23 protein-coding genes and 2 tRNA genes are annotated in these 25,018 nt (G+C 70.3%); 16 read left to right on the plus strand and 9 right to left on the minus strand.

Annotated features, from left to right (window positions below):
• Nucleotides 1–30 precede the first annotated feature (30 nt).
• The 5 genes from ACRRRO_RS15365 (at nucleotide 31) to ACRRRO_RS15385 (ending at nucleotide 5,868) form a co-directional block, all read left to right on the plus strand.
• A complete protein-coding gene (locus tag ACRRRO_RS15365) occupies nucleotides 31–810 on the plus strand; it encodes an SDR family NAD(P)-dependent oxidoreductase (protein ID WP_424795845.1) in 780 nt (259 codons plus the stop codon).
• Entirely contained in the window at nucleotides 807–2,075 is a 1,269-nt protein-coding gene (locus tag ACRRRO_RS15370) for an AGE family epimerase/isomerase (RefSeq protein ID WP_424795846.1), read from the plus strand. Before ACRRRO_RS15365 ends, ACRRRO_RS15370 begins: the two co-directional genes overlap by 4 nt.
• Before the next feature lie 48 nt (nucleotides 2,076–2,123).
• Entirely contained in the window at nucleotides 2,124–3,278 is a 1,155-nt protein-coding gene (locus ACRRRO_RS15375) for an acyl-CoA dehydrogenase family protein (RefSeq protein ID WP_424795847.1), read from the plus strand.
• A 102-nt stretch (nucleotides 3,279–3,380) separates the two neighbouring features.
• The gene (locus ACRRRO_RS15380) at nucleotides 3,381–4,367 is read left to right on the plus strand and encodes a GNAT family N-acetyltransferase (protein ID WP_424795848.1); all 987 of its coding nucleotides are present in this window, start codon (nucleotides 3,381–3,383) and stop codon (nucleotides 4,365–4,367) included.
• Nucleotides 4,368–4,449: 82 nt separating this feature from the next.
• The gene (locus ACRRRO_RS15385; protein ID WP_434080534.1) at nucleotides 4,450–5,868 is read left to right on the plus strand and encodes a plasmid pRiA4b ORF-3 family protein; all 1,419 of its coding nucleotides are present in this window, start codon (nucleotides 4,450–4,452) and stop codon (nucleotides 5,866–5,868) included.
• A gap of 18 nt (nucleotides 5,869–5,886) precedes the next feature.
• On the opposite strand, the gene ACRRRO_RS15390 is transcribed toward ACRRRO_RS15385, so the two are convergent.
• A complete protein-coding gene (locus tag ACRRRO_RS15390) occupies nucleotides 5,887–7,941 on the minus strand; it encodes a DEAD/DEAH box helicase (protein ID WP_434080535.1) in 2,055 nt (684 codons plus the stop codon).
• A complete protein-coding gene (locus ACRRRO_RS15395; RefSeq protein ID WP_434080536.1) occupies nucleotides 7,929–9,332 on the minus strand; it encodes an SWIM zinc finger family protein in 1,404 nt (467 codons plus the stop codon). The genes ACRRRO_RS15390 and ACRRRO_RS15395 overlap by 13 nt, the downstream gene beginning before the upstream one ends.
• 260 nt (nucleotides 9,333–9,592) lie before the next feature.
• Here ACRRRO_RS15395 and ACRRRO_RS15400 point away from each other — a divergent pair, with 260 nt between their 5' ends.
• Nucleotides 9,593–11,014 (plus strand): L-lactate permease, encoded by a 1,422-nt coding sequence (locus ACRRRO_RS15400; RefSeq protein ID WP_424795851.1) that lies wholly within the window; start codon nucleotides 9,593–9,595, stop codon nucleotides 11,012–11,014.
• 14 nt (nucleotides 11,015–11,028) lie between these two features.
• Here the strand turns inward: ACRRRO_RS15400 and ACRRRO_RS15405 are convergent, their stop codons facing one another.
• From ACRRRO_RS15405 to ACRRRO_RS15425, 5 genes are all read right to left on the minus strand, one after another.
• The gene (locus ACRRRO_RS15405; RefSeq protein WP_434080537.1) at nucleotides 11,029–11,379 is read right to left on the minus strand and encodes an MFS transporter; all 351 of its coding nucleotides are present in this window, start codon (nucleotides 11,377–11,379) and stop codon (nucleotides 11,029–11,031) included.
• 8 nt (nucleotides 11,380–11,387) lie between these two features.
• Nucleotides 11,388–12,293: an MFS transporter gene (locus ACRRRO_RS15410; protein ID WP_434080538.1), complete on the minus strand. Its 906-nt coding sequence runs from the start codon at nucleotides 12,291–12,293 to the stop codon at nucleotides 11,388–11,390.
• 207 nt (nucleotides 12,294–12,500) lie between these two features.
• Entirely contained in the window at nucleotides 12,501–13,625 is a 1,125-nt protein-coding gene (locus ACRRRO_RS15415) for a hypothetical protein (RefSeq protein ID WP_424795853.1), read from the minus strand.
• Nucleotides 13,626–13,665: 40 nt separating this feature from the next.
• Nucleotides 13,666–14,556, minus strand: coding sequence for a SurA N-terminal domain-containing protein (locus ACRRRO_RS15420; protein ID WP_434080539.1), 891 nt, complete (start codon nucleotides 14,554–14,556; stop codon nucleotides 13,666–13,668).
• 131 nt (nucleotides 14,557–14,687) lie between these two features.
• Complete coding sequence (locus ACRRRO_RS15425; RefSeq protein ID WP_424795855.1) at nucleotides 14,688–14,912, minus strand: hypothetical protein; 225 nt, start codon at nucleotides 14,910–14,912, stop codon at nucleotides 14,688–14,690.
• A gap of 159 nt (nucleotides 14,913–15,071) precedes the next feature.
• Here ACRRRO_RS15425 and ACRRRO_RS15430 point away from each other — a divergent pair, with 159 nt between their 5' ends.
• Complete coding sequence (locus ACRRRO_RS15430) at nucleotides 15,072–15,950, plus strand: hypothetical protein (protein ID WP_434080540.1); 879 nt, start codon at nucleotides 15,072–15,074, stop codon at nucleotides 15,948–15,950.
• Nucleotides 15,907–16,569 (plus strand): DUF222 domain-containing protein, encoded by a 663-nt coding sequence (locus ACRRRO_RS15435; RefSeq protein WP_434080541.1) that lies wholly within the window; start codon nucleotides 15,907–15,909, stop codon nucleotides 16,567–16,569. Before ACRRRO_RS15430 ends, ACRRRO_RS15435 begins: the two co-directional genes overlap by 44 nt.
• 56 nt (nucleotides 16,570–16,625) lie before the next feature.
• Here the strand turns inward: ACRRRO_RS15435 and ACRRRO_RS15440 are convergent, their stop codons facing one another.
• Complete coding sequence (locus tag ACRRRO_RS15440) at nucleotides 16,626–18,044, minus strand: heparan-alpha-glucosaminide N-acetyltransferase domain-containing protein (protein WP_424795857.1); 1,419 nt, start codon at nucleotides 18,042–18,044, stop codon at nucleotides 16,626–16,628.
• A gap of 139 nt (nucleotides 18,045–18,183) precedes the next feature.
• Between ACRRRO_RS15440 and ACRRRO_RS15445 the strand changes: the two genes are divergently transcribed.
• The 3 genes from ACRRRO_RS15445 to ACRRRO_RS15455 all read left to right on the plus strand — a co-directional run bounded on the left by ACRRRO_RS15445 (nucleotide 18,184) and on the right by ACRRRO_RS15455 (nucleotide 21,515).
• The gene (locus tag ACRRRO_RS15445; protein ID WP_424788868.1) at nucleotides 18,184–18,948 is read left to right on the plus strand and encodes a fumarylacetoacetate hydrolase family protein; all 765 of its coding nucleotides are present in this window, start codon (nucleotides 18,184–18,186) and stop codon (nucleotides 18,946–18,948) included.
• A gap of 124 nt (nucleotides 18,949–19,072) precedes the next feature.
• Nucleotides 19,073–20,584, plus strand: coding sequence for a glutamate--tRNA ligase (gene gltX, locus ACRRRO_RS15450; protein ID WP_424795858.1), 1,512 nt, complete (start codon nucleotides 19,073–19,075; stop codon nucleotides 20,582–20,584).
• Between the two features lie 169 nt (nucleotides 20,585–20,753).
• Nucleotides 20,754–21,515, plus strand: coding sequence for an HAD family hydrolase (locus ACRRRO_RS15455; protein WP_424795859.1), 762 nt, complete (start codon nucleotides 20,754–20,756; stop codon nucleotides 21,513–21,515).
• A 120-nt stretch (nucleotides 21,516–21,635) separates the two neighbouring features.
• Here the strand turns inward: ACRRRO_RS15455 and ACRRRO_RS15460 are convergent, their stop codons facing one another.
• The gene (locus tag ACRRRO_RS15460; protein WP_424795860.1) at nucleotides 21,636–21,908 is read right to left on the minus strand and encodes an acylphosphatase; all 273 of its coding nucleotides are present in this window, start codon (nucleotides 21,906–21,908) and stop codon (nucleotides 21,636–21,638) included.
• A gap of 201 nt (nucleotides 21,909–22,109) precedes the next feature.
• Between ACRRRO_RS15460 and ACRRRO_RS15465 the strand changes: the two genes are divergently transcribed.
• From ACRRRO_RS15465 to ACRRRO_RS15485, 5 genes are all read left to right on the plus strand, one after another.
• Nucleotides 22,110–22,181: transfer RNA gene (locus tag ACRRRO_RS15465), tRNA-Gln, on the plus strand.
• A gap of 54 nt (nucleotides 22,182–22,235) precedes the next feature.
• Nucleotides 22,236–22,308 (plus strand) — tRNA-Glu (locus ACRRRO_RS15470).
• Nucleotides 22,309–22,543: 235 nt separating this feature from the next.
• On the plus strand, nucleotides 22,544–22,990 hold the full coding sequence (locus ACRRRO_RS15475; protein WP_434080542.1) for a hypothetical protein: 447 nt from the start codon (nucleotides 22,544–22,546) through the stop codon (nucleotides 22,988–22,990).
• Nucleotides 22,933–24,036, plus strand: coding sequence for a penicillin-binding transpeptidase domain-containing protein (locus tag ACRRRO_RS15480; protein WP_434080543.1), 1,104 nt, complete (start codon nucleotides 22,933–22,935; stop codon nucleotides 24,034–24,036). The genes ACRRRO_RS15475 and ACRRRO_RS15480 overlap by 58 nt, the downstream gene beginning before the upstream one ends.
• A complete protein-coding gene (locus ACRRRO_RS15485) occupies nucleotides 23,928–24,866 on the plus strand; it encodes a penicillin-binding transpeptidase domain-containing protein (protein WP_434080544.1) in 939 nt (312 codons plus the stop codon). The genes ACRRRO_RS15480 and ACRRRO_RS15485 overlap by 109 nt, the downstream gene beginning before the upstream one ends.
• The last annotated feature ends 152 nt before the right edge of the window (nucleotides 24,867–25,018 follow it).

The raw sequence follows: 25,018 nt of genomic DNA on the forward strand, positions 1-25,018 counted from the left end.
TGAGTAGAAGGTAGACGGTAACATGCAGGGATGATGCGATCCACCCCCTCCGCCGAAGGTCACCCTTCGGGTTCCCCAGTGCCCGATGCGTTCGCCCGGTTGGACGACCAGGTGGTGCTCGTCACCGGTGCCGGCGGGGCCCTCGGCACCGCACTGATCAGCACGTTGCGCGCGGCCGGCGCCCGTGTGGTGGCCGCCGACCTGCAGGCCGTGCCCACCACCGACGACGGCGTGCACGCCGTGGCTTTGGACGTCACCTCGGAGGCGTCGGTGCTCACGGGAATGCAAGCCGCTGAGCGGTCGTGGGGCCGCCTGGATGCCGTCGTCAACAATGCCGGGGTGCTGCACGAGGTCGGCGTGGAGGACGCCCGCGCCGATGAGGTGTGGCAACGCACGATGGCGGTGAACCTGGACGGGGCGCACCGGGTGACCCGGATCGCGGTGCCGTACCTGCGCCGCCAACCCTCGGCCGCGATCGTCTCGATCGCTTCCCAACTGGCTTACAACGGTGGATCACAGGCCAGCGCCTACACCGCGTCCAAGGCGGGCCTGCTCGGCCTGACTCGCGCCCTCGCCCACGAACTGGGCCCGAATATCCGGTGCAATGCCGTGGCGCCCGGACCGCTGGAGACGGCGATGACGGTCGGCTACCCCGAGGAGTGGCGCGCCCGTAAGACCGCGAGGATGATCCAGGGCCGGTTCGGCCGCGCCGCTGAGGTGGCCCCGGCGGTGCGGTTCCTGCTCAGCGACGAGGCCTCCTTCATCACCGGCCAGACGGTGCACGTCAACGGTGGCGGGGTGATGTCATGACCACGCCGATCGCGGGGCTGAGCCAGGAGATGCTCACCGAGGCCGCCCACCTGTTGGACTTCGGTACCGGCGCGCGGCTGCCCCATGGCGGGTTCGGATGGCTCGACACCACCGGTGTGCCGATGCCCGGGCGCCCGCGGATGCTGTACGTGACCTGCCGGATGACCCATACCTACGCCCTCGGCGCGCTCGCCGGTCACCGCGGCGCCACCGAGATGGTGCGCCACGGCATCGCTGCGCTCAACGACGTCTTCCGCGACGCCGACCACGGCGGATGGTTCACGGCCGTCGATGAGACCACTTCCGAGCCGGTGCAGTCGACCAAATGGGCCTACCCGCACTCCTTCGTGGTGCTGGCGGCGGCCTCGGCCACCCTCGCCGGCGTGCGCGGTGGGCGGGAACTGCTGGAGGAAGCGCTGGGGGTGTTGACCGAGCGGTTCTGGGATGAGGCCCAGGGCGCGCTGGTGGAGGAGTGGGACCGCACCTTCACCACACTGAGCCCCTACCGCGGGGCCAACTCGGCGATGCACGGGGTGGAGGCGTTGCTCGCCGCCGCCGATGCCACCGGCGACGGGCGCTGGGCGCAGATGGCCCACCGCATCTCCGAGCGGATGATCGCGGCCGCCCGCGATCACGAGTGGCGCCTGCCCGAGCACTACGACGAACACTGGCGGCCCGACCTGGAGCACAACGCGGACCAGCGCGAGGACCCGTTCAAACCCTATGGCGCCACGCCCGGACACTCCTTCGAGTGGGCCCGGCTGCTGGTGCACCTGGGGCAGGGCGATGCGGACCTGACCGCGGCGGCCGAGCGGTTGTTCCACCGCGCCGTCACCGACGCCTGGGCGGTCGACGGCGAGCAGGGGTTCGTCTACACCGTGGACTGGCAGGGTGAACCGATCGTGCGCAACCGTCTGCATTGGGTGCTGTGCGAGGCGCTCGCGGCCGCGAGCGTGCTGGGTCAGACCACCCAACTGCTCGAGTACCCCACCTGGTTGCAGCGGTGGTGGCGCTACGCGAGGGAGCACCACATCGATACCGTCGGGGGCTCCTGGCACCACGAACTCGGCCCGGACCTGACCCCCTCCACCCGCATCAGGCCCGGTAAGGCCGACATCTACCACGCCGTGCAGGCCTGCCTGCTGCCGGTCCTGCTCCCGGCCCGGTCACTGGCCGGGGCGCTTACCGCCACGACCGTGCATCTTCCCGAACCACCTGCCCGCGGGCGCCAACATGCCCGCGGCGCAACCAATGGGCCGCAGTAACCCCGAACCGACGCCGCGGACGCGGCCGTCACCCCGAAGGAGAATCCCATGACGGCGCCCGCCGATTTGACCGGAGCCAGCGACGACCTGCGGGAGATGGTGCGCGAATTCACCGCAGCCCGCATCGCCCCGGTGGTGGCCGAACTCGACGAGACCGAGCGGTTCCCGAGCGAGATCTACCAGGATATGGGTGGGCTCGGGCTCTTCGGCATCACCGTTGCTGAGGACGAGGGGGGAGCCGGCGGAACCGTCGCCGACTACATCACGGTGATGGAGGAACTCTCCTACGGATACGCCAGCGTGGCCGACCAGTGCGGGCTGGTGGAACTGGTGGCCTCGCTGCTGGTGGCGCACGGCACCCCCGACCAGCGTGAGCAGTACCTGCCCGGGCTGCTGGCCGGCACGCTGCGCTGCAGTTACGCACTCACCGAGGCCGCAGCCGGTTCCGATCTCGGAGGCCTGGCGACGACGGCACGGCGCGACGGCGATGACTGGATCCTGAACGGGGAGAAGGTCTTCATCCACAACGCACCGGTGGCTGACTTCGCGATGGTGCTGGCCGTCACGGATGCGTCCAAGCGCAAGCGCGGTGGCATGTCGATGTTCCTGGTCGACGTGGACCAGCCCGGTGTGGAGCGCGCTTACACCGAGCACAAGATGGGTCAGCGGGCCTCCCCGGTGGGCGGATTCGTGTTCCGGAACGTCCGCCTGCCCGCCACCGCCATGCTCGGTGCCGAGGGCACCGGCTTCGGCGCGGTCCTGTCGGTGCTCGAGAAGGGGCGCCTGGGGATCGGCGCGCTCGCCAACGGCATCACCCGTGCAGCGGTGGACACCGCCCGCGACTACGCGATCGGCAGGAGTCAGTTCGGCCAGCCGATCGGGGCGTTCCAGGCCGTCTCCTTCACCCTGGCGGACATGGCCACCGAGTATCAGGCCGCCAGGTTGCTGCTGGAGTCCGGCGCCGCGCGTCTGGACGCCGCTCAGGAGGCCGGGGTGGCGTGCTCGATGGCCAAACTGTTCGCCAGCGAGACGGCGGTGCGCGCGACCGGGCATGCCGTGCAGATTCTGGGTGGGTCCGGATACATCCGTGGGGTGCCGGCCGAACGCCTCTACCGCGATGCCCGGGTCACCACGATCTATGAGGGCACCAGCGAGGTGCAGCGCCTGATCATCTCCCGGGACCTGCTCGGCCGGCTCGCGTAAACCATGCCCTCGACGGGCGCACCTGCCCATCTCTCGTGTGCTCGCCCGAGTCGTCGCTCGGCCGGCTCACCTACGCGACTGACCCCGACGGTTCGCCCGTGTGTGTCCCATCCCACGGTCTGGTCCGCTGCGGTGCGTGGGCAGGCTAAGGTCAACGCCGTGGATCTGATCTGGCGGCCCCTGACCCTGCACGATGTGGCGGCAGCCACGGAGTTGAACAACACCGTGGCCCTCGCCGATGGCACCGGCGCGGTGGTCACCCAGGACGCCCTGGCCGAGTCCTTCAAGCAACCGAGATTCGATCCGGCCACCGACACCATGAGTGTGTGGAAGGGCGCGGATCTGATCGGCGTGGGCGCGGTGTCCAGCCGCGAAACGCTGGTGGAGGGCAAGGCCCTGATGGGCACGCACGGGCACATTCACCCCGCGCACCGCCGCCAGGGTCTGGGCACGCAGTTGCTCACCTGGTTGCAGGAGCGGGCCTTGGCTCTGGCTGCCGAGCGCTTCCCCGGTGAGCCGGTGCGGTTGCGCACCTCCGGGGGCCCGGCCGACTCGCCCACCCAGCGCCTGTTGGAGGCTTTCGGCTTCACCCCGGACAACTACTTCCTGACCATGGAGGTGGACCTGGCCTCCTGGACCGACCCGGGCACGGTGACCCGCGCCGTCGCCCCGGATGCGGCGATGCAGGCTGCGACGCGCGAGGCGCACAACGACTCCTTCCGCGACCACCGCAACCACAGTGAGATCTCCGCCTCGGACTGGGAGCACTTCGCCACCATGTCCACCGTGCGGCCGCACCTCTCGCGCGTGATCCTCGACGGCGACCGGGTGCTGGCCTACGCGATCGCGGGGGAGTACCAACCCGGGGTGGTGCACATTAACCTGGTCGGAACGCGCCGGGAAGTGCGCGGCCAGGGCCTGGCCAAGGACGTGCTGATCTCGGCACTGCGCGCGGCGCGCGACGCCGGGTACCGCGTCAGTGAACTGGAGGTGGACTCCACCAGCCCGACCGGCGCCGACCATCTCTACCGCTCGGTGGGCTACCGGCAGGTGCGGGTGATCTCCCGCTACATCCGCGACGTCGGCTGATCGAATCGCACCGCCGATATCGCGTGCGGGTTGCAGGTCCGATCCGGCCACGATCCGGGTTCAGGTGGGGCACGATGGGGCGGTGCCCACCACCTACCGTGTCCGGGTCGACCTGGACGATGTCACCCCGCCGATCTGGCGGGAGGTGCGCATCGGTGCCGACAGACCGCTCCCGGTCCTGCACTGCGTGCTGCAGGAGGCGATGGGGTGGATGGATACCCATCTGCACGCCTTCCGCCGTACCGGTGCCGGCGGCCAGGTGCAGGTCTGGCAGGAGTCCCCGGAGGTGTTCGACTCCCCCCTCCCGGAAGCGCCCTCGGTGCAGGAGGAAGCCGAGGCCTCCGTGGCCGATCTGCTACCCGGCCAGGGGGCGCAGGCGACATACGTCTACGACTTCGGGGACGGTTGGGAGCACCGCCTCACCGTGCTGGAAGTCACCGAGGAGGCACCCGCCGACGACGCGGCGCACGTCTTGGGCGGAGAGCGCGCCGGTCCACCGGAGGACTGCGGCGGAGCCCCTGGCTACATGCACATACGGCGGAACCTGACCGCACTGGCCCAGGACCCCGATGCCGATCTGGAGGAGGCGGACCGAGAGGTCATCCACCTCACCTTCGGCTCCCGGGAACCGGCCCGGATCCTCGCCCTGCTGGACCGTTTCGACGTCCGCACCGCAGACGCCCGGGTCCGTGCCGTCACCACCCCCCTTCCCCCCATCGGTGCACCGTTGTCGCAGGTGATGGCCGAGGCGGAGGCCCGTGGCTCGGTGCTGCTGACCCGGATGGCCCACCTGGCGCGTCTGGATCACACCAACCGGCTTGACCCGGATGCCTGCGCGGCGATGATGGACCCGCTCATCTGGTTCCTGCGGCACGTGGGCACCGACGGTCTGCGGCTGACCTCCGCCGGACTCCTCCGGCCGGCCGATGTGGCGGCCGTGGCACAGCGGCTGCAGTTGCAGCGGGAGGGTCCCGGCACCCACAAGCGGGAGTCCCACTCGCCCCGGGTGACCGAATTCCGCGAGATGATCCAGGCCCCGGGTTTGGCGCGCAAGGCCAAGGGCACGCTGTCGGTGACCGCTGCCGGCAAGCGTCTCATGGCCGACCCGGTGGCGCTGTGGCAGCACGTGGTGGGCCGGCTGCCGCTGGGCCGCACCGAGTTCGACCGGGCCTGCGCCATCGTGATGATGCTCGACCTGGCCGGGCAACCCGTGGCGGAGCCGGACGTGGTGACGCACGTCGATGTCCTGGAACCGGCGGAGCAATCCGACCGGCTGCGCAGGGAGCGGTCCCGGGTTGACCACAGACTGGCCGATGCGGTCTCGGCGCTGGGCTGGCGCACCGATGAAGGTCTGGTCGACGGGCTCGACGTGCGCCTGGGTGGTTACCTGACCCGGACGGTGCTGCGACGCTGTGATGTGCTCCCGCGCTATCGCGGGGACCTGCTCTGGACCCCCACCGCTCACGGGCGAGAGTTCCTGGTCGCCGCGCTACGCGCCTGAGCCGCATCCGGCACCTGCTCAGGCGAGCAGTTCGCGCAGCTCCGCGGCGCTGAGCGCGCCGGACCCGGTGGTACGCCCCGGGCTCGGTGCGGTCGAGAACGTGGCCTCGGCTTCGGCGGTGGTTTCGGCTGCGCCGCCTCCACCGGCTGCACCGTCCTCTGCCAGCACCCCGGCCACGAGTTCGCGTTTGGATTCCTGCAGGGCCAGGACCTTCTCCTCGATGGTGTTGGTGGCCACCAGCCGGTAGACCATCACCGGCCGGCGCTGCCCGATCCTGTGCGTGCGATCCACCGCCTGGGCCTCCACCGCAGGGTTCCACCACGGATCGGCCAGGACGGCGTAGTCGGCCATGGTCAGGTTCAGGCCGACCCCGCCGGCCTTGAGGCTGATCAGGAACACCGGATCATCGCCCTTGGCGAAGCCCTCGATCACTGCAGCCCGGCGCTTGGTGGACCCGTCCAGGTAGGCATACCCCACGCCCTCGGCCCGCAACCGCTCGGCGATCCGGCCGAGGTAACGGGTGAACTGGGAGAACACCAGCACCCGGTGCCCTTCCGCAGCCGCCTCGCGCAGCAGCGGGAGCAACACCTCGAGTTTCGAACTCTGCGCCGTGGCCTCCGGTTCCACCAGGGTCGCGTCGATGGCCAGTTGTCGCAGCCGGGTGAGAGCGGCCAGGACCTCCACCCGGTTGCGGTCCAGATCCTCCACCAGGCGCAGCACCCGCTGGCGCTCGAGTTGCAGGTGCTTGTCGTAGAGCCGCCGGTGTGCCGGGTTCAGTTCCACCGGCACCACCTGTTCCTGCTTGGTGGGCAGATCGGTGGCGACCTGGTCCTTGGTGCGGCGCAACAGGAACGGGGCGATCCGGCGGCGCAGCCGGGACATCAGGTCCGGTGCCTGCGCCTGCCCGCTCTCGATCGGCCGGCGGTAGACCGCTCGGAACTGTGCGGGGCTACCCAACAAGCCGGGTGCGGCCAGCGCCGACATCGCCCACAACTCCTCCAAGGTGTTCTCCAGGGGTGTGCCGGTGACGGCGAAGGTGAGCGGGGCGGCGACCTTCTTGGCGCTCGCGAACGCCTTGGATGTGTGGTTCTTGGCGTGTTGGGCCTCATCGAGCACCAGGCCGGCCACGTCCAGTTCGGCGTACTCGGTCGCCTCCAGGCGCAGCAGTGCGTAGGAGGTGACGATGACGTCGGTCTCAGCGGCCACCTCGGCGAGTGTCCGCCCGCGGCGGGCCCCGGTTGCGCTGACCTGTGCCACGCGCAGATCCGGGGTGAACTTGGCGGCCTCGGCGACCCAGTTCGGTACCACCGACGTCGGCGCGACCACGAGCCACGGCCCACTCGGGGCGGTGGCTTCGGGTGCTGGAGGGTTCTGCACTACCAGCGAGGAGGGGACGATCTCGGTGCCGGCAGGTTCCTCGCCCCCGGTGATCGCTGCGACGTTGGCTGCCTGGGCGCGCTCATCCAGGATCATTGCCAGCACCTGCACCGTCTTCCCGAGCCCCATGTCATCGGCGAGGATCCCGCCCAGCCCGCTGCGGCGCAAGGTGGCCAACCACTCATAGCCCGACTGTTGATAGGGCCGCAGCGTGGCGTGCAGACCGGCCGGAAGCGGCGGGGGTTCGGGCGGGTGCTGCGCCGCATGCCGCAACGCCCGGAACCACTCGTGCTCCGAGGCAGAGACCAGACCGAGGGCCAGCAACTCCTCCCACCAGGACACTTGCACGCGCGGAACCCGTAGTGCCTTGCGACGCTGGTCGCCCATCTCGCGGGACTCGGCCAGCAGCGCCCGGAGTTGTTCCAGTTCGGGGTCGTCCAGGAGCACATAGGTGCCATCGGGAAGGAAGAGGGCGTCGAGTTCGCGGGTCAGGGCTGTGATGACGTGACTGATCGGCACCTCACGCCCGGCCACGGTCATGGTGACGTCCAGATCGAGCCAGTCCCGCCCGGACTCGGTGACCGAGACCTGCACCGTCGGGTCGCCGGCGTGGGCGAACGACGGCAGCGCGCGGGCGGTGACGATCACCCCTGCCTCCTGCAACTGCGGAAGGACGTTATCGATCAGGGTGACCACGGCCAGCCCGTGCACCTGCGCGCGCGCGGACGTGGCCGCTCGTCGTCGACCGTGCCGGGCAGTGGTCGCAGCAGCGCCGCGGCCCGGGTGCACAGGGCCCGCTCGGCCTCGGCGTCGCGCCGCGGATCAGTCTGCTCGCCGGGCAGGTCGAGCGGGCCGTACCCCTCTCCGTGCTCGTCCCGGTAGTGCACCGTCCAGGCCAGCACCGCCTGCGGTGTGGCCGGTTCGTTCGGGCCGGAAGCCACGCCGTCGGCGCCGGTGACGACCTGAACCTCCAGGTGCAGCACCGGGGTAGGAGGCGGCGGCGGGATGTAACTGTCATCGGGGCTGATCCAGGTCTCCCGGAGGATCTGCGGCAGCACCTCCCGCTGGAACTGGCGACGATCGGCCGGTGGGACGCGCACCGGGGCGCCGGTGCGGCGCAGGGCGGACCAGGCCGAGCTCGCCGGGCGGGGCAGGGGAGCCAGCATGTGCAGACCTGCATCATCGGTCCAGATCAGGCCGTGGGGCGGGGTGCCGATCGCCGTCAGACTCTGCCCGGCTCCCGGCGCGTTCGGGTGGGTGAGCACAGCGCCGACCCGGATCTCACCGTCGTGCTCGGTCAGGGTGATCGGCGCCGTACCCGGGGCGGACTCGATCATGACGGCGCGGTAGTCGGTGGCAACCAGTTCCACACCGGAGGCCACGATCTGCTCCAGGATCGGCCACACGCCGGGGTTGTCGATGCGGTCCAGGCTGATCCAGGCCGGCTCACCCATCGACCACGGGTTGGATTGGTTGGCCATCCGGCGCAGCGCGTCCAGGGCGTCCACCTGGGATCGGGCGGCACCATTGATGTGGCCACCGCGCACGCTCGACCAGGTGGCCCCGGCGTTCACCCACGCCTTGCGCTTTCCCGGCCTCATCGGTCGTACCCGCAAGGCGCCGTCCTCGGCCCGGCCCGCCCAGGAGAAGTGAGGAGGCGCTCCCGCATCCGGCGGGTCGAACTCCACCGCCAGGGCCAGAGGGGAGGTGGCGGGCTGCGGCTCACCGAAGACCTCGGTGAGCACGCTCTGCCAGTGCGCGGGCGAGCGGGCGGGCTCGCGGGTGTGGTGCCGCGCGGTCAACAGCAGGGCCACGGCGTGCTTGCAGTCGAACTGCACCGGGCAGGTGCACTGTCCCTCGATCTCATCGACGTGCCCGTGCGAGGTGACCTGGTACTCCGCGCGCACGTGATAGGTGCGTCCGCCCGATCCCTGGCAGGTGCCGGCCACGTACCGGTTCTGGTCGTGCTCCAGGACCTCGGCCCGGCCCTGGCGTGCGTAGGCCCGGCCCCGGGTGAACGTGTTGGGGCCCACGATCCCGATCAGCTCGATGCCGGTGTCCACGCCGTCCACGTTAGATGGTGCCACCCACATCTCACCTCGGCGCCTGCGGCAGCGGTGGACAGCAGGAGCGGGTCAGGGCGTTGGTGGATGACCGGGGCCGGGCACGGCGTTGGTGGATGACCGGGGGCGGGCACGGCGTTGGTGGATGACCGGGGGCGGGCGGTGCGGTGGTGGACAACCGCTATTTGCCGGTGTTTGCGGCGCCGGGCGATACTGACCGGGCCGTCCGGGCCGGTGATCACCGTGGTCACCGACATCTGGCCCGGCACCTGCCGAGCCACAACATGACTGAACTCATCCTTGCCCTGGCGCCCTTCGCCGTCGTCCTCGGGATGCGCGCCGTCCGGATCCCCGCCCTCTGGGCCGGTGTCGCCGGGCTCGCGGTCGCCCTGCTCGGCGGTTCCACCGTCTTCGCGCCCACGGGTGAGGCGGTGGCGGCGACGGCGGCCCAGATGGGCCCGACCGTGCTCGCGGTGGCGCTGATCATCCTGGGCGGGTTGGGGCTGGCCGAGGCGATGGCCCGCAGCGGCGGGCAGGACGCCATCGCCGACTGGCTCGATCGCGCGGAGGCCGGCCAGGACCGCACCGTGTCGCTGCTGCTCCTGGTCTACGGGCTCACCCCGTTCCTGGAGGCCGTCACGGGGTTCGGGATCGGGCTGGTGATCTCCGCACCGCTGCTGATCAGGCACGGACTGGCACCGGTGCGGGCGGTGACGGTGGGGCTGCTCGGCATGGTCACCGCGCCCTGGGGATCGCTGGCCCCGGGCATGCTGGTGGCCTCCCGACTGGGTGGGGTGGACTTCGCCGACCTCGGTGTGTGGTCGGCCCTGCTGAGCCTTCCGGTGCTGGTGGTGAGCATGGTCGGGGTGCTGGCCCTGGCCGGTGGTCGGGTCGGTGCACGGCGGGTGGTGCTCGCCGCCGTCGTGGTGGCGCTTCAGTGGGCGGGCCTGATCGGGGCGAGCCTGCTGGTGGGTCCGCCGCTGACCGGTGTGCTGACCGCGCTGGTGGTGATCGTGGTGCTGCTTGTCCTGACCCGCATCAGCTACGGGCCGCTCCCGGCGATCACCACCCGGCTGCGCAGGGGCGTGCGGCCCTACCTGCTGCTGGTCGGCGGGATCCTGGTGACCACCGCCGCGCTGGCGATCGCGGGGGATCCGGCGGGACTGGCGTGGCTGGCCAGTCCGGCGCTGTGGCTGGTGGCCTCCGCGATGCTGGCTCCGGTGCTGCTCGGGATCCCGAGGGTGGAGCGCCCGGCGATGGCGATCCAGGTGCTGAGGCGCTGGCTGCGCCCCGGTGGCACGGCGGTGATGTTCCTGGCGTTGGGCATCGTGATGGCTGTCACCGGGATGGCCGACTACCTGGCGGTCACTGCCGCACAGATGGGGATCGGATTTCTCGCGACGATCCCCGCCATCGGGGCCCTGGGTGGTTACCTGACCGGCTCCAACACCGGTTCGGCCGCCATGTTCTCCACCGCCACCACCACGGCCGCCCTCGGGCTGGACACCAGCCCGATAGTCCCCCTGGCGGCCCAGAACGTGGCCGCGTCTTTCGGGATGAACGCCTCACCCGCACGGATCGCGCTCGCCACGGCGGTTGCGCTGCCTGCCGGGGAGCGGTTCCCCGCGCGCTACGTCGCGGTGCTGGCAGGGGCGATCACGGTGGCCGTGGCGATCCTGGGGGCCGCGACGCTGCTGATCGGATGAGCGCGCGTGCGACCCTATTGGTCGGTGACTTCGGGCGGATCGTCCGGCAGCGGTCCGCTCCGACGGTTGGGGGTGCCACCGTGCGTCAGGTAGTACAGTCCCACCGCCACCAGCGTGATCGCCGCCATCACCAGGTACATCGGTGAATACCCCAGGTAGGCCACCGCGAAGCCCAGCAGGATCGGGCCCAGGCCGGTGCCGATGTCCAGCATCAGGAAGAACGTCGCGGTGGCGACCCCCACCCGGTCCCGTGGGGCCAGCGTCACCGCGATGGCCTGCATCGAACTCATCAGGGTGCCGAATCCGAGCGCGAGGAACACCGCACCGAGCAGTAGCACCGCCGGCGTGCGCGCGACGCTGATCACGGCCAGGGCTACCGCGAGGGAGAGCAGCGCGACGGGTAGATGATGGTGTTGTCCCCGCGGGAATCGTGCAGGCGTCCGGCGAAGGGCCGCACCAGGAGCACCGACGCGGAGTAGACCACGAAGAACACCGTGGTCATCTCCTCCATCCCCAGCGATGGGGTGTACAGGCTCATGTACGTTATCACCGAGGAGAAGGCCGCCCCGGCCACCAGCATCACCGAGGCCACCGGGATCACGGTCGGCTCCAGCAGGGACCGTAGCACCGGGCCTACCGAGCGTCGCCGTGCCCGCGGGCGCGGGCGAGGGGCTGGGGCGGCCGGACTGGGCAGCCGCAGCAGCAACGAGAGGCTGAATGCCAGCACCGCCAGCCCGGTGAAGACGGCGAACAGGACCTGTGGGCCCGGTCCCATCAGCACCGGTACCCCGTACAGCGGGCCGACCGCGCCGGCGATCACGCCGCTCATCCCGAAGTAGCCGGTGCCCTCGGAGCGGCGCCGTGGCGGCAGCAGGGAAATGACCGAGGCCGCCATCGCGGTGTTGACCAGCCCGAAGGCCATCCCGTGCAGCACCCGCACCACCAGCAGCAGGGCCAGGGTGTCGGCGAGGAAGTACAGCGCCAGTGCGCCCACCTGCAGACCGATCCCGACGACGACGATGCGCCGCCGTCCGAGCACGTCCAGGTATCGCCCCGCAAAGGGCCGGGTGAGCAGCGCGCCGACCACGAAGATGCTCGCCACCGCGCCCGCCTGCGGTTCGGTCGCGCCCAGTTCCCGGACGGCGTAGGGGGCCATCGTGACGATGGAGGCCATGAACACCATCGCCAGCAGCAGGTTCGTGCTTGTGGCCAGGGTGAAGTCGCGCGTCCAGATCGGTGGCTGCCCGCCGCGGGCTCGTGGGGTCCGGGGCGTGGGCATGGATCCTCTCTTGCAGGCGTGACGTCCAGGGCATGCTACGCCGCGGCCCGGTGATCCCGCGCGCCGCGTTCACCAGGTGAGCGGGCGGGGCGGTTCCGCTTCTCCGGCCACCCCGGCCCGCCGTCGTCGGGCCTCACCTTCGGTGGGGGGAGGCTCACCCGGGTGGGTGCGCACGCACTGGCGGGTGCACGCAGGCCCTGGTGGGCCTCACATCGGGTAGCGCAGCAGCGCCGCGACGGGTCCGTCCCCGGGGATGTCCTCGGCCCGTACCGCCAGCACCCTGGCGCCGGTGCGTAGGGCGCGCCGGGCGATCTCGTCCGCCACGCCGTAGTCCAGGGCATCGGGGGAGGCGGAGAGCGTCAGCGCGCCGTCGGCCTCGTCCAGGAACCCGCCCTGGTGGCTGTCGATGTCCACCAGCAGGGTGTCCACGGCCCCGAACGTGGCGGCCCGGGCCACCTGCTGGGTGTCCAGCGCCACGCGCTCGCGCGGGTAGTCCTCGTTCAGATCCTGCGCGACGGCGGCGATCTCGTCAGCGTAGAGCCGGTCCATGATCGTCCGCGCCGCCTCCGCAAGGGCGGCGTCGTCGAGCTGATCCGGGTTCCCTTCGATGCCCTGGCCGGCCAGGTTCGTGGAGCTGGAGACCGACCGGTAGATGCTGGCCAGCGGTTCGGCCGCGGCCAGGATCAACGGCACGCGCACGTCGGGAAGCAGCGGGCGCAGAGCGCGATCGACCATGCGGGCGTACTGGGTGAGCCGGACCCGCTCGGTGTCCCCGGAGGACATCCGGGCGAAGGATTGGCGGTTCGGGTCATCGGTGCCGCCGACGGCGTCCTCGAGGCTCTCGGGCAACTCGTCCACCGAGACCTCGAACGCGGGGGAGTCCGCGGTGATCTCCACCAACCGGGCGGCGTTCGCCGACAACGCCAGCACGAACGCAGTGTGCGGGAAGGTGACTGCGCGCAGGATCGGCTTGATGTGGAAGCGGTCGGAGACCTCGTGCACGCTCGTCAACGTGCTCGGCAGGCGGAAGGTGTGCGTCTCGGAGGCAGTGAGGAAGATCGCCAGGGAGTTCGACAGGTAGTTCCAGAACGACGCATCGGCGCGCAGCGCCTCGGCGTGCTCGGTGATCGCCTCGATCAGGCGACGCTCCACCCCTGCTTCGGTCAACTGGTTGGCGGCGTCGCTGATCGCGTTGCGCAACTCGATGCGAGCCGCCTCGTTGTCCGCGCTGACCGGTGAGGTCTGCAGGTAGATCGACACACAGGGCTCGTCGCGTACGGCGGCGAGCCGCTCGATGTCGGCCGAGGTGGGGATGTCGGTGTGCAGGGCCATGGGGCCTCCTCCTTGACTGGGACGGAATGGGGCGTGCGCGTCACCCACGTGGGCATGGCACCAGCCTATGGAGGTATTCCGGCGCCGGCAGGGGGCCTTGGTCCCATGCGGGTGCCCCTACCGAGCGGGGTCGGCCGCGTGTCGATCGTGCCCGTGGCGTGTTGCCCGGGACCGCGTCACAGGTAGGTCTGCACCTCGGCGTCGCTGCGAAGATCATCCACGTGGGCTCCGACCGCCTCGGAGCGGTTCTGGTTACGCACCTGGGCCTCCAGTTCCGGGCGGATCTCCTATCCAGTTCGTAGCCGTTCTCCTCGTCCTCACCCAGACCCATGGACTCGTAGAGTTCGACGACCTCCTCGTCGGTGGGTTCGTCGACCTCGATGTCGTTCTCGACCAGTTCCTGGACCAGCAACTGGGTCTGGGCATCGTCCCGGACCTGTTCCTCGGTGACGCCCTGTTCGGCGTAGACGCCCAGCAACTCCTCCACCGACTCCATCTGGTTGGATGTGGCGGTCTGCTCCAGGAGGGCCTCGACGTCCTCCTCGCTGGCCTCGTATCCGCGCTGATGGGCGTCCTGGACCAGCAGCTCACTGTCGACCATGGAGTTCAACGTCTGGGACTTCAACTCGTTCTGGTCGACCTCCTGCCCGGACGCCTGGGACTCCATCGCCATCTGCTGGAACTGCATCTGGTACAGCGTGACGAACTCGTCGCCGGCGATGTCGGTGCCGTTCACCGTGGCGACCACGTCGGGGACGTCCTCGACATCGGGTTCGGGCATCTCCGGCATCTCGGGCATGCCGTCCTGCTCTTCCATCCCCGGTGCCTCGGCGTCCTCGGGACCGGGGTCCTGCGGGGCGGATTCGCTGCACGCGGCCAGGGCGATCAGGGCGGCGGCGGTGGCGGCGGTGGCCAGCAGTTTCCTCGTCACAGTGCGAGTTCCTTTCAGAGAGGACGGACCGGGCACCGTAACACGCACAGATCACCGAACCCCAGGCCTCACGGTGGGGCCGGGGTGGTGGGATTGGTCACGCCGCCGGCGGTGGTCGCAGGGCGCAGTGGTCAGTAACGCCCGATCAGGATCCCACCGGGCGGGTTCGGCGAACTGAGGTTCGCGCGGGGCCCGAGGGCCGCCTGACTCCGCAGGTGCGACCACACCCGCTCCCCGCACGTGACGGCCAGGTGTTCTCGTTCCCGCGCCCGGTTCCGCGGGTCCTGGTCCCACATCCTGCGGGCGGCGCGCACACGCCGGCGTTCAGCACGCTTCGCCTTGCGATCCTTGGCCATGGTCGCCTCCTCGGCTCTGGCTGAGGTGCATGGTTTCTTGAGGATACCGAGGATACCGAGGATACCGGCCTCATCGGGGGTCCTCCAGGGTGAGACCGCCTGCCGTCGCCCGGGACCCTTCGGCGACCGAATGTCGGTGGTCGTTAGTACGGTTGTTCCATGGCCAACGACCAGACCATCGACGTCGGTACGGTGACGCAAGCGCCGTCGCTGCTGGCGCAGATGGCCCTGACCCTGGACGCGCTGGCCCAGGGGGAGTGGTGGCGTGTTCCCGAAGGTGACCTGGTGGAGGTGTTGGGTGCACTGGGCCGGGTACGGCACCAGTTGTCGCGGGCCGAGGTGCGCGCCACGGCTGAGGTGATCGACCGAGGGATTCCGCGCGACCGCTGCCTGACACCAGTGGATTACCTGACCCAGGCTCAAGGTCGGCAAGCGCCGATGCCCCCGGTGGGGCACGCCCTGATGACCGTGCGACTGGCCGAGGCGGTCCGGACGCTGAACGGTGGGCCCGGGTTGGGCACGGGGCCAGGTGGCGCCCAGGAGGAGGGTGGCGCCGTGGAGGAGGGTGGCGCCGTCGCCCAGCTTGATCCAGCGCAGGGCGGCGCCGCCGACGACGGGCGGGCCGAGCAGGACGACGGGCGGGCCGAGCAGGACGGCGGGCAGGCAAGGCAGGACGCGCCCCTGCGCGGCACGCTGGCCGCATTCGATCGGGCGGAGTTGGGCCCCTCGCGGGCGGCGGCGATCGTGCAGTTCCACGACGAGGTGGCTCCGCACTCACCCCCGGACGCGCTGGCCGCGGCGATGACGACGATCAATCAGGGCGCCACCGACACTTTCGGCCCACGTGGGCTGGCCCGGGATGCGTTGGGGATCGACCGGGATCCGGAGTCGGTGATCCGCAAGCACGGCTGGACCGACCGACAGCTGCGCGTAGTCCTGGGGACCTCGCGCAAGATCATCAAACCTGCCCGGGAGAAGGAGGAGTCCGAACGGCGTGGGCGAACCCTTCCGCTCCCTGCACTCCCTCCCGGTGGGTGAGGACCTGACGGAGTACCGACTCGTCGTCGAGCCCGAAGGCGCGGCCGTTGTGGATGCGGCGATCTCTGCGTTGTCGGCACCCGAGAAGGACGACGACGGCGCCGCCGATCCGCGAACGCCCGCCCAACGGCGAGCCGACGCGCTCCTGACGATCGTCCGGCGCGGTGTCTCCGCTCCGGAGGGCGTCTCGCAGACCACCAAGGCGCAGGTGATGGTGACGATTCCGCTCACCGCGCTGACCGAGTGCGTCGATGGTGCGGGTATCACCATGACCGGACAAGTGCTCTCCCCGACGACGGTGCGACGGCTGGCCTGCGATGGTTCCATCATTCCGGCCGTGCTCGGCACCGAGGGTCAGATCCTCGAGATGGGGCACGACAAGAGGTTGTTCACCCCTGGACAGCATCGGGCGCTGTGGCATCGTGACAAGCATTGCTCGTACCCGGGTTGCACGATTCCTCCGCAATGGTGCGATGCTCACCACGTCCGGCATTGGGCCGATGGCGGCCCGACCGACATGGACAACGGCGCGCTCCTCTGCGGGCGCCACCACACCTATGTGCACGCGAACGATGTCACGGCCACCGTGACGTCCGCCGGGGTCACCTGGCACACCTGACTACCCCGCCCCGCACCCGGCCGCCCGCGGCTGGGTCCCAGGCCTGCCCGGTGCGGCTAGGCCCGGGGTTGCGGTGGCGGCGCCGGTGCGGCCGGTGGGTATGGCGGTGCCGGTGCGGCCGGTGGGTATGGCGGTGGACCCTGGTGCTGCACGGGGACCTGGTGTGTTGCTGGGGTCTGCGGGTCGGGGCTCGCAGGATAGTAGGGCTGCTGGTTGGGCGGGTGCTGCACCGGCGCTGCCTGCGGGGGTTGGTAGTGGGGGCCAGGGGCAGGTGGTGGCGTCGTCGATGCTCTGGGCCGTTGCGGCGGCTGGTACTGGGCGGACCCTGGTGGAGGGGGAACGTGGTGCTGCCCCGGTGCCGGGTACTGCGGCGAAACCTGATGGTGCGATCCGGGGGGCGTGGGTCCCGGTCCGGACGCCGGGGGGCGGCGGGAACCCATCAATCGGGCGAGCAGGCGTTCCAGCGGTCCTTGGCCCAAGGTCTTCTGCCAGATGATGGCGAATGCCAGGCTGGCCAGCACCAACCAGATCAGCGGCCAGTTCGAGACCGGGTACCAGACCGCGTCGGTGCCGAGGATGGCGATATAGACGATGTGCAGGCTGTAGATCGTCAGCGACATCGCCCCGACGGCGTTCAGGGGAGCGGCGATCACGCGCAGCGGTGCCAGGGACATCGCGAGCAGGCAGAGGCCCAGCAGGGCCACGGCGAAGCCTGCGTTGCCCAGCATCTCCGGGGTCGAGTTGGCATGCGGCTCGATGGTGATCAGGTCGAAGGCGATCGTGCCCTCCCGTCCGACCAGAGCGCCTTCGGCGAACGCTCCGGCGCCGTAGCCCAGCGCGGCCACCACGGACCCGATACCAAGGAGGGCGGTAGCCACCCTCGGGGAGCGCAGGTCGGCCTTGCCCACCGCTACGCCCACCAGGATGTAGGCCAACCAGGTGATCGCCGGGTAGTAGCCGGACCACACCTCGGCCAAGCCGGGCAGCAGCGCCAGTTCGTGCACCGGGCCGGCTTCACCGTGGAAGGCGTGCCGGGTCAGGACCAGGACCTGCGGTCCGATCGCTAGCACGATGCCGGCGCACCCGAGCACCGCCACGGCGCTCATTCGTAGGAACGGCACAGCCACGACGAACAACACCGCGTAGGCGGGCAGGATCACCGCCACCGGGGTGCCCAGGAACACCAGGCCGTAGCCGAGGAGGTACAGGATCAGGGCCCGGCGCAGGATCCGACCGCGCTGGAAGGCGAACCTGGCCGGGTCGTCCTGGGCGCGGCGGGTCATGAAGACCAGTCCGATCCCGGCCAGCATCGCGAACAGCGCCGAGGGCCGCCCATCGCCCAGGGAGAACCAGCCGGTGGTGGTCCAGATCTCGCTGTGGCGCTCCATCCCCAGGTGCGCCACGAACATGCCCAGCACCGCCAGCCCGCGGGCGGTGTCGACCCCTACGATGCGCGTGCGCGCTCTCGTCTGCATCCGCCCACGGTACCGACTGCGCATGGCGCGGCGAGACCGGGCATGCGCCCGTGAGCCCGGCGATCCCACGGAACCGGCGGGTCGTGTGGCCGCATACGGGCTGGTGAGGGGCGCGGGCGGTGGCAGTAGGGTGAGGATCATGCAGATCGCACGGTTCGCCCTCGGTGATGACCCGCGCTATGGCGTGGTCGACGACAACGACCTGGTGGTGCTCTCCGGCGACCCGCTGTACACCCCGATCGACCCCACTGGCCAGCGGGTGCCGATCGACTCGGTACGGCTGCTCGCCCCGGTGATCCCCCGGTCGAAGGTGGTGGGGATCGGGCGCAACTACGCCGAGCACGCCGCCGAACTGGGCAACGAGGTGCCGCAGCGGCCGCTGGTGTTCCTCAAGCCGAACACCGCGGTTATCGGACCAGATGACCCGATCCTGCTGCCGTCCTACTCCAGCGAGGTGCATCACGAGGCCGAGCTCGCCGTCGTCATCTCCCGGATCTGCAAGGACGTGCCGGCCGAGCGCGCAGGCGATGTGATCTTCGGCTACACGGTGGCCAACGACGTCACCGCGCGCGATGTGCAGTCCGAGGACAAGACCTGGACCCGGGGCAAGATGTTCGATACCTCCTGCCCCCTCGGCCCGGTCATCACGATGGACCTGGACGTGGCAGACCTGCGGGTGCAGGCCCGGGTGGACGGTGAGTTGCGGCAGGACGGCTCCACCGCCCAGATGGTGCACAAGGTGCCGGAGCTGATTGCCTACGCCTCCTCGCTGTTCACCCTGCTGCCCGGCGACGTCCTGCTCACCGGAACCCCCGCGGGGGTCGGCCCGATCGAGGCCGGTCAGCGCGTGGAGGTGGAGGTCGAGGGCATCGGGACCCTGGCAAACCCGGTGATGCGGCGCTAGTCGCGGTCCTGCCACCTCGCCTGTGGACGTCGCCGGCGTGCTGCCGGTGTCGTCACGAGGCGTCCGATCTGGGCGCTGAGATGAGGATCTAGGCGGGGCGAGTTGCTCGATAGGGTGGGGGATCATGGCTACCCCAGACTTCGCAACCGGCGCCGATGTGCGTGTGCGGTTCTGCCCCTCACCCACCGGCACCCCGCACGTCGGCCTGATCCGCACCGCCCTGTTCAACTGGGCCTACGCCCGCCACCACGGCGGCAGGATCGTGTTCCGGATCGAGGACACCGACGCCGCCCGGGACAGCGAGGAGTCCTACCGCCAGCTGCTCGACGCCTTGGGCTGGCTGGGCCTGGATTGGGATGAGGGCGTGGAGGTCGGCGGACCGCACGGGCCCTACCGGCAGTCGCAGCGGATGGACATCTACTCCGACGTTGCCGCCCAACTGCTTGCCGCCGGGCACGCCTATGAGTCCTTCTCCACCGCGGAGGAGATCGAGGAGCGCCACCGGGCGGCCGGGCGGGACCCCAAACTCGGCTATGACGGATTCGACCGCGACCTGACCGAGGAGCAGAAGCAGTCCTACCGCGACGCCGGCCGCACCCCGGTGCTGCGGATCCGGATGCCCGAAACCGACATCGTGGTGGACGACCTCATTCGCGGGCAGATCACCTTCGCGGCCGGCTCGGTCCCGGACTTCGTGATCGTGCGCGGCAACGGTCAGCCGTTGTACACCCTGGTCAACCCCCTCGACGACGCCCTGATGGGCATCACCCACGTGTTGCGCGGTGAGGACCTGCTCTCCTCCACCCCGCGCCAGGTGGTGCTGTGGCGGGCGCTGATCGACCTGGGGCTGGCGCAGGCGGTGCCGGCGTTCGGGCACATGCCGCTGGTGCGCGGTGAGGGCAACCGCAAACTGTCCAAACGCGATCCCGAGTCCAACCTGTTCACCCATCGTGAGCGGGGCTTCCTGCCCGAGGGGTTGCTGAACTACCTGGCCCTGCTGGGCTGGTCGATCGCACCGGACCGGGACATCTTCACCCGCGAGGAACTGGTGACCGCGTTCGACATCGCCGACGTCAACCCCAACCCGGCGCGGTTCGATGTGAAGAAGGCCGAGGCCATCAACGCCTCCCACCTGCGGTTGCTCGACGTGACCGAGCTCGGCGCCCGGGTGGTGCCCTACCTGCACGAGGCCGGCTTGGTCGGCGCGGAGACCTGGGATGGCCTCGACGAGGCTGAACAGCACCTGCTCACCCAGGCTGTTCCGCTGATCCAGGAGCGCATGGTGCTGCTGGGGGAGTCGGTGGGGATGCTCGGGTTCCTCTTCCGCACGCACGCCGACCTGCCCCGGGAGGAGGATGCGATCAACGCCTTGCGTCCCGAGGCCGCTGACGTGCTCGATGCTGCCGTCGCCGCGCTGGAGCCGAGCCAGGACTTCGGTGCCGGCCACACCCAGCACCTCCTGCGCGAGGCGATCGTGGAGGGCATGGGGATCAAGCCGCGGTTCGCCTTCACCCCGTTGCGGGTGGCGTTGTCCGGCCGGCGGGTCTCCCCGCCGCTGTTCGAGTCCATGGAGATCCTCGGCAAGGATGAGTCGCTCGCGCGGTTGCGCTCCCTGCGCGCCGACCTGGATGACTAGCAGGCCCGACGGCGTGCGCGCGGATCCCGCGTTCGGTGCCGCGGGTGTTGGGTCGTTCCGGGCGGGTGACCCAGACCGGGGAGACCAGGGAGACCGGCCAGACCAGGGAGACCGGGGAGACCAGGGAGACCGGGGAGACCGGGGAAGCCGGGGAGACCGGGAGCCTGCGGTGGCTGCAGCAGACCGACCCGGCGTCGAGGCCGTGCTGTTCGACGTCGATGACACCCTGGTGGACACCGCCGGGGCGTTCGCGGCGGCGATCGAGGCCGTCGCACAGGAGTACCTGCCCCACGTCGGTGTTGAGGAGCACGCCGAGATGCTGGCCCTGTGGCGTGCCGACGCCCGCGGCTACTACCGGCGCTTCACCCGCGGCGAGATCACGCACACCGAGCAGCGCCGGGCGCGTGCCGCCGAGCTTCACGAGGCATTCGGCGGTCCGCCCTTGCACGACGATGATGACCTGTTCGCGCGGTGGGATGCCCGCTACAACGAGGCCTTCGCGGCGGCCTGGCGCCCGTTCGACGACGCCCTGGCCTGCGTGCGCGAGGTGTCCGGCCGTGGCCTGGCCGTCGGCGCGGTGACCAACGCGCAGCGGGCGACGCAGGAGCAGAAACTGCGTCGGTGCGGCCTGGCCGATGACGTGCCCCTGCTGGTCACCCTGGACACCTTCGGTGTGGGAAAGCCCGACCCGCGGGTCTTCACCGAGGCCTGCCGGCTGCTCGGCACCGACGCGGCCGCCACGGTCTACGTCGGCGACGAACTGGACCTCGACGCTCGTGCCGCCCGCGCCGCGGGCCTGCGTGGAGTGTGGTTGGACCGCCCCGGTCGACGGCGTGGGGGAGCCTTCGCCGAGGATCCCGAGGCGGCACGCGCGGAGGGCATCGAGGTGATCTCCGGCCTGTCCGAACTCACGGTGTTGCTGGAACCCTGACCGCAGGAACCCGGACGCAGAGCGAGCGCGGTCCACGACCGGCTGGACGCGTCCGGGCCGATGCACTCGGTTCGTGGCTCGTCCGGCACTTGCCGCCCGGGCAGGGCGCTGCTCGGTCGGTCAGCGCACCTCGAATCCATGCAGGTTCTGGGCCTCGGCCTCCTGCGTCTCCACCTCGGTCACCTGGGCGTGCCGGGGTCCCTCGTGGGCCCAGTCGATCAACGTCTGCACGGCCTCGGCCGGACCCTGCACGTGTGCCTCGACGTTGCCGTCCGGGGTGTTTCGCACCCATCCGTCCACACCGAGTTGTTCGGCCCGGCGCCGGCAGTTCTGGCGGTACACCACGCCCTGAACGTGGCCGCGGATCATCAGGTGACGGGCGATCTGATTCATTCGCCCATCCTGACCCATCCCGGCTGCCCGAGCACCTGCGCACGCCGCCGACAGGCTCCAGGACGCAGTCGCCGTCGGGCATGTGAGATCTCCCACCCCCACGGGTTTGGGCGCGGCCACCGGGCTCGGGTAGAGTTACCGGCTGGTAGGACGTCCGGGGTTGTTTCGGTGCGCGCGGGACACTCTGACGTCATACCCCCTTGGGGTATGGTGTAATCGGCAGCACGACTGATTCTGGTTCAGTTAGTCTAGGTTCGAGTCCTGGTACCCCAGCGCCGACGATGTGCAGAGCACCCCGTGTGCTCCGGTATGATCGTCGGGCTGCTCGGCCCCGTCGTCTAGTGGCCTAGGACGCCGCCCTCTCAAGGCGGTAACGCCGGTTCGAATCCGGTCGGGGCTACACGCGAGAACCCCTGGCGAAAGCCGGGGGTTCTCTGCTTTGTGGCCGGCTCGGGGCCGACGGCGTCCATGCCTCCGATGATTCACGGCGCTCCTGCCGGAGTCCCAGCGGGGTACGGCTGTGACCCACTCCGGCGCGTGCCCCGCAAACCCGCGCCGGCACCGGGCTACCCTCGGATCATGGTTTCGCCGGCGCCTGCCCGCGAGCACTGTGCGGTCGGGAGGAGGACGCAGTGATGGTCCAGCAGCACCCCAGGAGAACGGCATCGGTTCTCGTGGCCACCCTGACCGCCGTCGGGCTCTTCCTGGCCGGTTGCTCGTCTCCGACCGACGGCGAGGACGCCGACGCCGACGCCCCTGCCCCGGAGTTGACCGCCGCCGAGGCGCTGGCCGAGGCGATGGCCGGCGGGGACTTCTCCGAGGCCCCGATGGGCGCCGAGGAGCGCGAGATCGCCCAGGCTGACGTCGATGCGGCCCTTGCGCAGATGGAGGGCATCGACCGGGAGGTGGAGGTCAGTTGGGTCTCCAGCCCGTACGAGGAGGATGAGGGCCTGGCCGCCGATGCGGCGATGCGCTGGCACTGGAGCATGCCCGGCTCGGAGCAGACCGGTCCTACCCGATCTCGGTGCACTTGTCCGCCGAGGACTCCGAGACCTGGCACGCCACCTGGTCCCGGGACCTGATCGCCCGTGAACTCGGTGAGAACGGGGTGTTCGTGGTCGAGCGAACCGATGCCGACCGGGGTGCCATTCTCGATGGTGACGGGGAGATCCTGGTGGCGGAGCGACCGGTCTTCCGGATCGGGATCGACAAGACGTTCATCGAGTCCGACGACTGGGCCGACGCCGCGCTGGCACTGGCCGAGGAACTGGACTTCTCCAACCCGCAGGCCTACGCCGACCGGGTCCTGGCCTACGGCCCGCGGGCGTTCGTGGACGCGGTGGTGATCCCCCAGGACAACCCTGAGGGCCTGGACCTGGACACCCTGCGCGCCCTGGACGGAGTGCACTTCGTCTCCGGGGTACGCATCCAGGGCCCCACCGAGTCCTTCGCCCGCCCGGTGCTGGGCCGGGTGGGGGAGGCCACCGCCGAGATCATCGAGAACTCCGAGGGAAGCATCGAGGCCGGTGACATCATCGGACTGTCCGGCCTGCAGGCCCAGTACGAGGAGGTCCTGCGCGGCAGACCTGCCGTGGCCATCTCCGTCGTCGACGGCGCCCCGGTCTCCGACGCCGGCGAGGGTGCCGATGACGGCGAGGGTGCCGGCGAGGACGACGACGGCGCCGGTGGCGAGACCGATGGCGGGGGAACAGGCGCCGAAGCCGCCGGCGACGGGCAGCCCGAGGGCGCCGAGCCCACGCAGGTGTTCACCTTCGACGCGGGCGACGGCATCGATCTTGAGACCACCCTGGACGCCGACATGCAGGTCCTGGCCGAGAAGATCCTCGCCGAGGTGGAGCCGGCCAGTGCCCTGGTGGCGCTGCGGCCCTCCGACGGCCACGTCCTGGCGGTGGCCAGCGGCCCGGGATCGCAGGGCTGGTCCACCGCGACCCTGGGCCAGTACGCCCCCGGCTCGACCTTCAAGATGGTCACCGCTCTGGCCATGCTGCGCGCGAGGGGATGGAACTGGAGGACACCGTGCAGTGCCCCGAGACGCTCACGGTGGACGGGCGCACGTTCTCCAACAACCCGGGCTATCCGGACGAGATGCTCGGTGACATCACCGTGACCGAGGCGATCGCGCACTCGTGCAACACCACGTTCCTGGCCCAGCACGACCGGATCGGTCCGGCCGATCTCGCCTCGGCCGCCACGGCGCTGGGACTGCTGGACTCCGGGGAGTTCGGGTATCCGCTGTTCCTGGGTTCGGTGTCACAGGAGGTGGGAGCCACCAACCACGCGGCGGCCATGATGGGTCAGGGCCAGGTGCTCGCTTCCCCGATGGGCATGGCGGTGGTCGCCGCGTCCTTGTCCGCCGGGCAGACGGTGCGTCCCACCCTGATCCGCAACCTTGCCGACCTCACCGCCGACCCTGCTGAGGGTGCCGAGGGCGATGACGTTCCCGAAGGGGGCGACACCCAGGATTCGAGTACCGACGGCGACGACGGCGGTGCTGACGACGAGGACGGCACCACCGGGGACGACGACGGCGCCACCGGGGACCAGGCCGGTGCCACCGGCGACGACGACGGAGCGGCCGGGGAGTCCGAGGAGGACGGAGCCACCGGGGTTCCCGGCGACGACGGTGACGGAACCGACGGCGGCGAGGGTGCCCAGGCCACCGAGATCTCCCCGCTGACTCATGAGGAAGCCGCTGTGCTGCGCCAGGCGATGCGCGCCGTCGTCGTCGATGGCACCACGCCGATGCTCGCCGATGTCGACGGCCCTCCGGTGGTGGCCAAGAGCGGCACCGCCGAGCACGGCAGCGACGAAGCCATCCGTACCTGGGTAATCGCCATCCAGGGCGACCTGGCCGTGGCGGCCTTCGTCGAGGACGGGGAGTACGGGGCGGCCACCTCCGGTCCGCTGGTCGCAGAGTTCCTCGACGGCATCAACTAAAGCGACGTCAACGCATCCCCCACCTCGAGGTGTCCGCGCAGCCGGTCCCGTGCATCACGATCCGGACACAGATTGCGAAAGCGTTACCGCGTGTGTGCATAGCCGCTTATGCTGCGGAGCACCACACACCCCGTGGTGCAACAGAAGCAGTG

It is taken from the genome of Sanguibacter sp. Z1732 (assembly GCF_051020515.1).
In the GTDB taxonomy this organism is placed as follows: Bacteria; Actinomycetota; Actinomycetes; order Actinomycetales; family Beutenbergiaceae; genus CALKWS01.

What these genes read in the sequence shown, in the direction of transcription:
- ACRRRO_RS15365 (WP_424795845.1), top strand. Translation starts at nt 31, where the DNA reads ATGATGCGATCCACCCCCTCCGCCGAAGGTCACCCTTCGGGTTCCCCA.
- ACRRRO_RS15370 (WP_424795846.1), top strand. Translation starts at nt 807, where the DNA reads ATGACCACGCCGATCGCGGGGCTGAGCCAGGAGATGCTCACCGAGGCC.
- ACRRRO_RS15375 (WP_424795847.1), top strand. Translation starts at nt 2,124, where the DNA reads ATGACGGCGCCCGCCGATTTGACCGGAGCCAGCGACGACCTGCGGGAG.
- ACRRRO_RS15400 (WP_424795851.1), top strand. Translation starts at nt 9,593, where the DNA reads ATGACTGAACTCATCCTTGCCCTGGCGCCCTTCGCCGTCGTCCTCGGG.
- ACRRRO_RS15410 (WP_434080538.1), bottom strand. Translation starts at nt 12,293, where the DNA reads ATGCCCACGCCCCGGACCCCACGAGCCCGCGGCGGGCAGCCACCGATC.
- ACRRRO_RS15415 (WP_424795853.1), bottom strand. Translation starts at nt 13,625, where the DNA reads ATGGCCCTGCACACCGACATCCCCACCTCGGCCGACATCGAGCGGCTC.
- ACRRRO_RS15425 (WP_424795855.1), bottom strand. Translation starts at nt 14,912, where the DNA reads ATGGCCAAGGATCGCAAGGCGAAGCGTGCTGAACGCCGGCGTGTGCGC.
- ACRRRO_RS15430 (WP_434080540.1), top strand. Translation starts at nt 15,072, where the DNA reads ATGGCCAACGACCAGACCATCGACGTCGGTACGGTGACGCAAGCGCCG.
- ACRRRO_RS15440 (WP_424795857.1), bottom strand. Translation starts at nt 18,044, where the DNA reads ATGCAGACGAGAGCGCGCACGCGCATCGTAGGGGTCGACACCGCCCGC.
- ACRRRO_RS15445 (WP_424788868.1), top strand. Translation starts at nt 18,184, where the DNA reads ATGCAGATCGCACGGTTCGCCCTCGGTGATGACCCGCGCTATGGCGTG.
- gltX (WP_424795858.1), top strand. Translation starts at nt 19,073, where the DNA reads ATGGCTACCCCAGACTTCGCAACCGGCGCCGATGTGCGTGTGCGGTTC.
- ACRRRO_RS15460 (WP_424795860.1), bottom strand. Translation starts at nt 21,908, where the DNA reads ATGAATCAGATCGCCCGTCACCTGATGATCCGCGGCCACGTTCAGGGC.
- ACRRRO_RS15475 (WP_434080542.1), top strand. Translation starts at nt 22,544, where the DNA reads ATGGTCCAGCAGCACCCCAGGAGAACGGCATCGGTTCTCGTGGCCACC.
- ACRRRO_RS15485 (WP_434080544.1), top strand. Translation starts at nt 23,928, where the DNA reads ATGGAACTGGAGGACACCGTGCAGTGCCCCGAGACGCTCACGGTGGAC.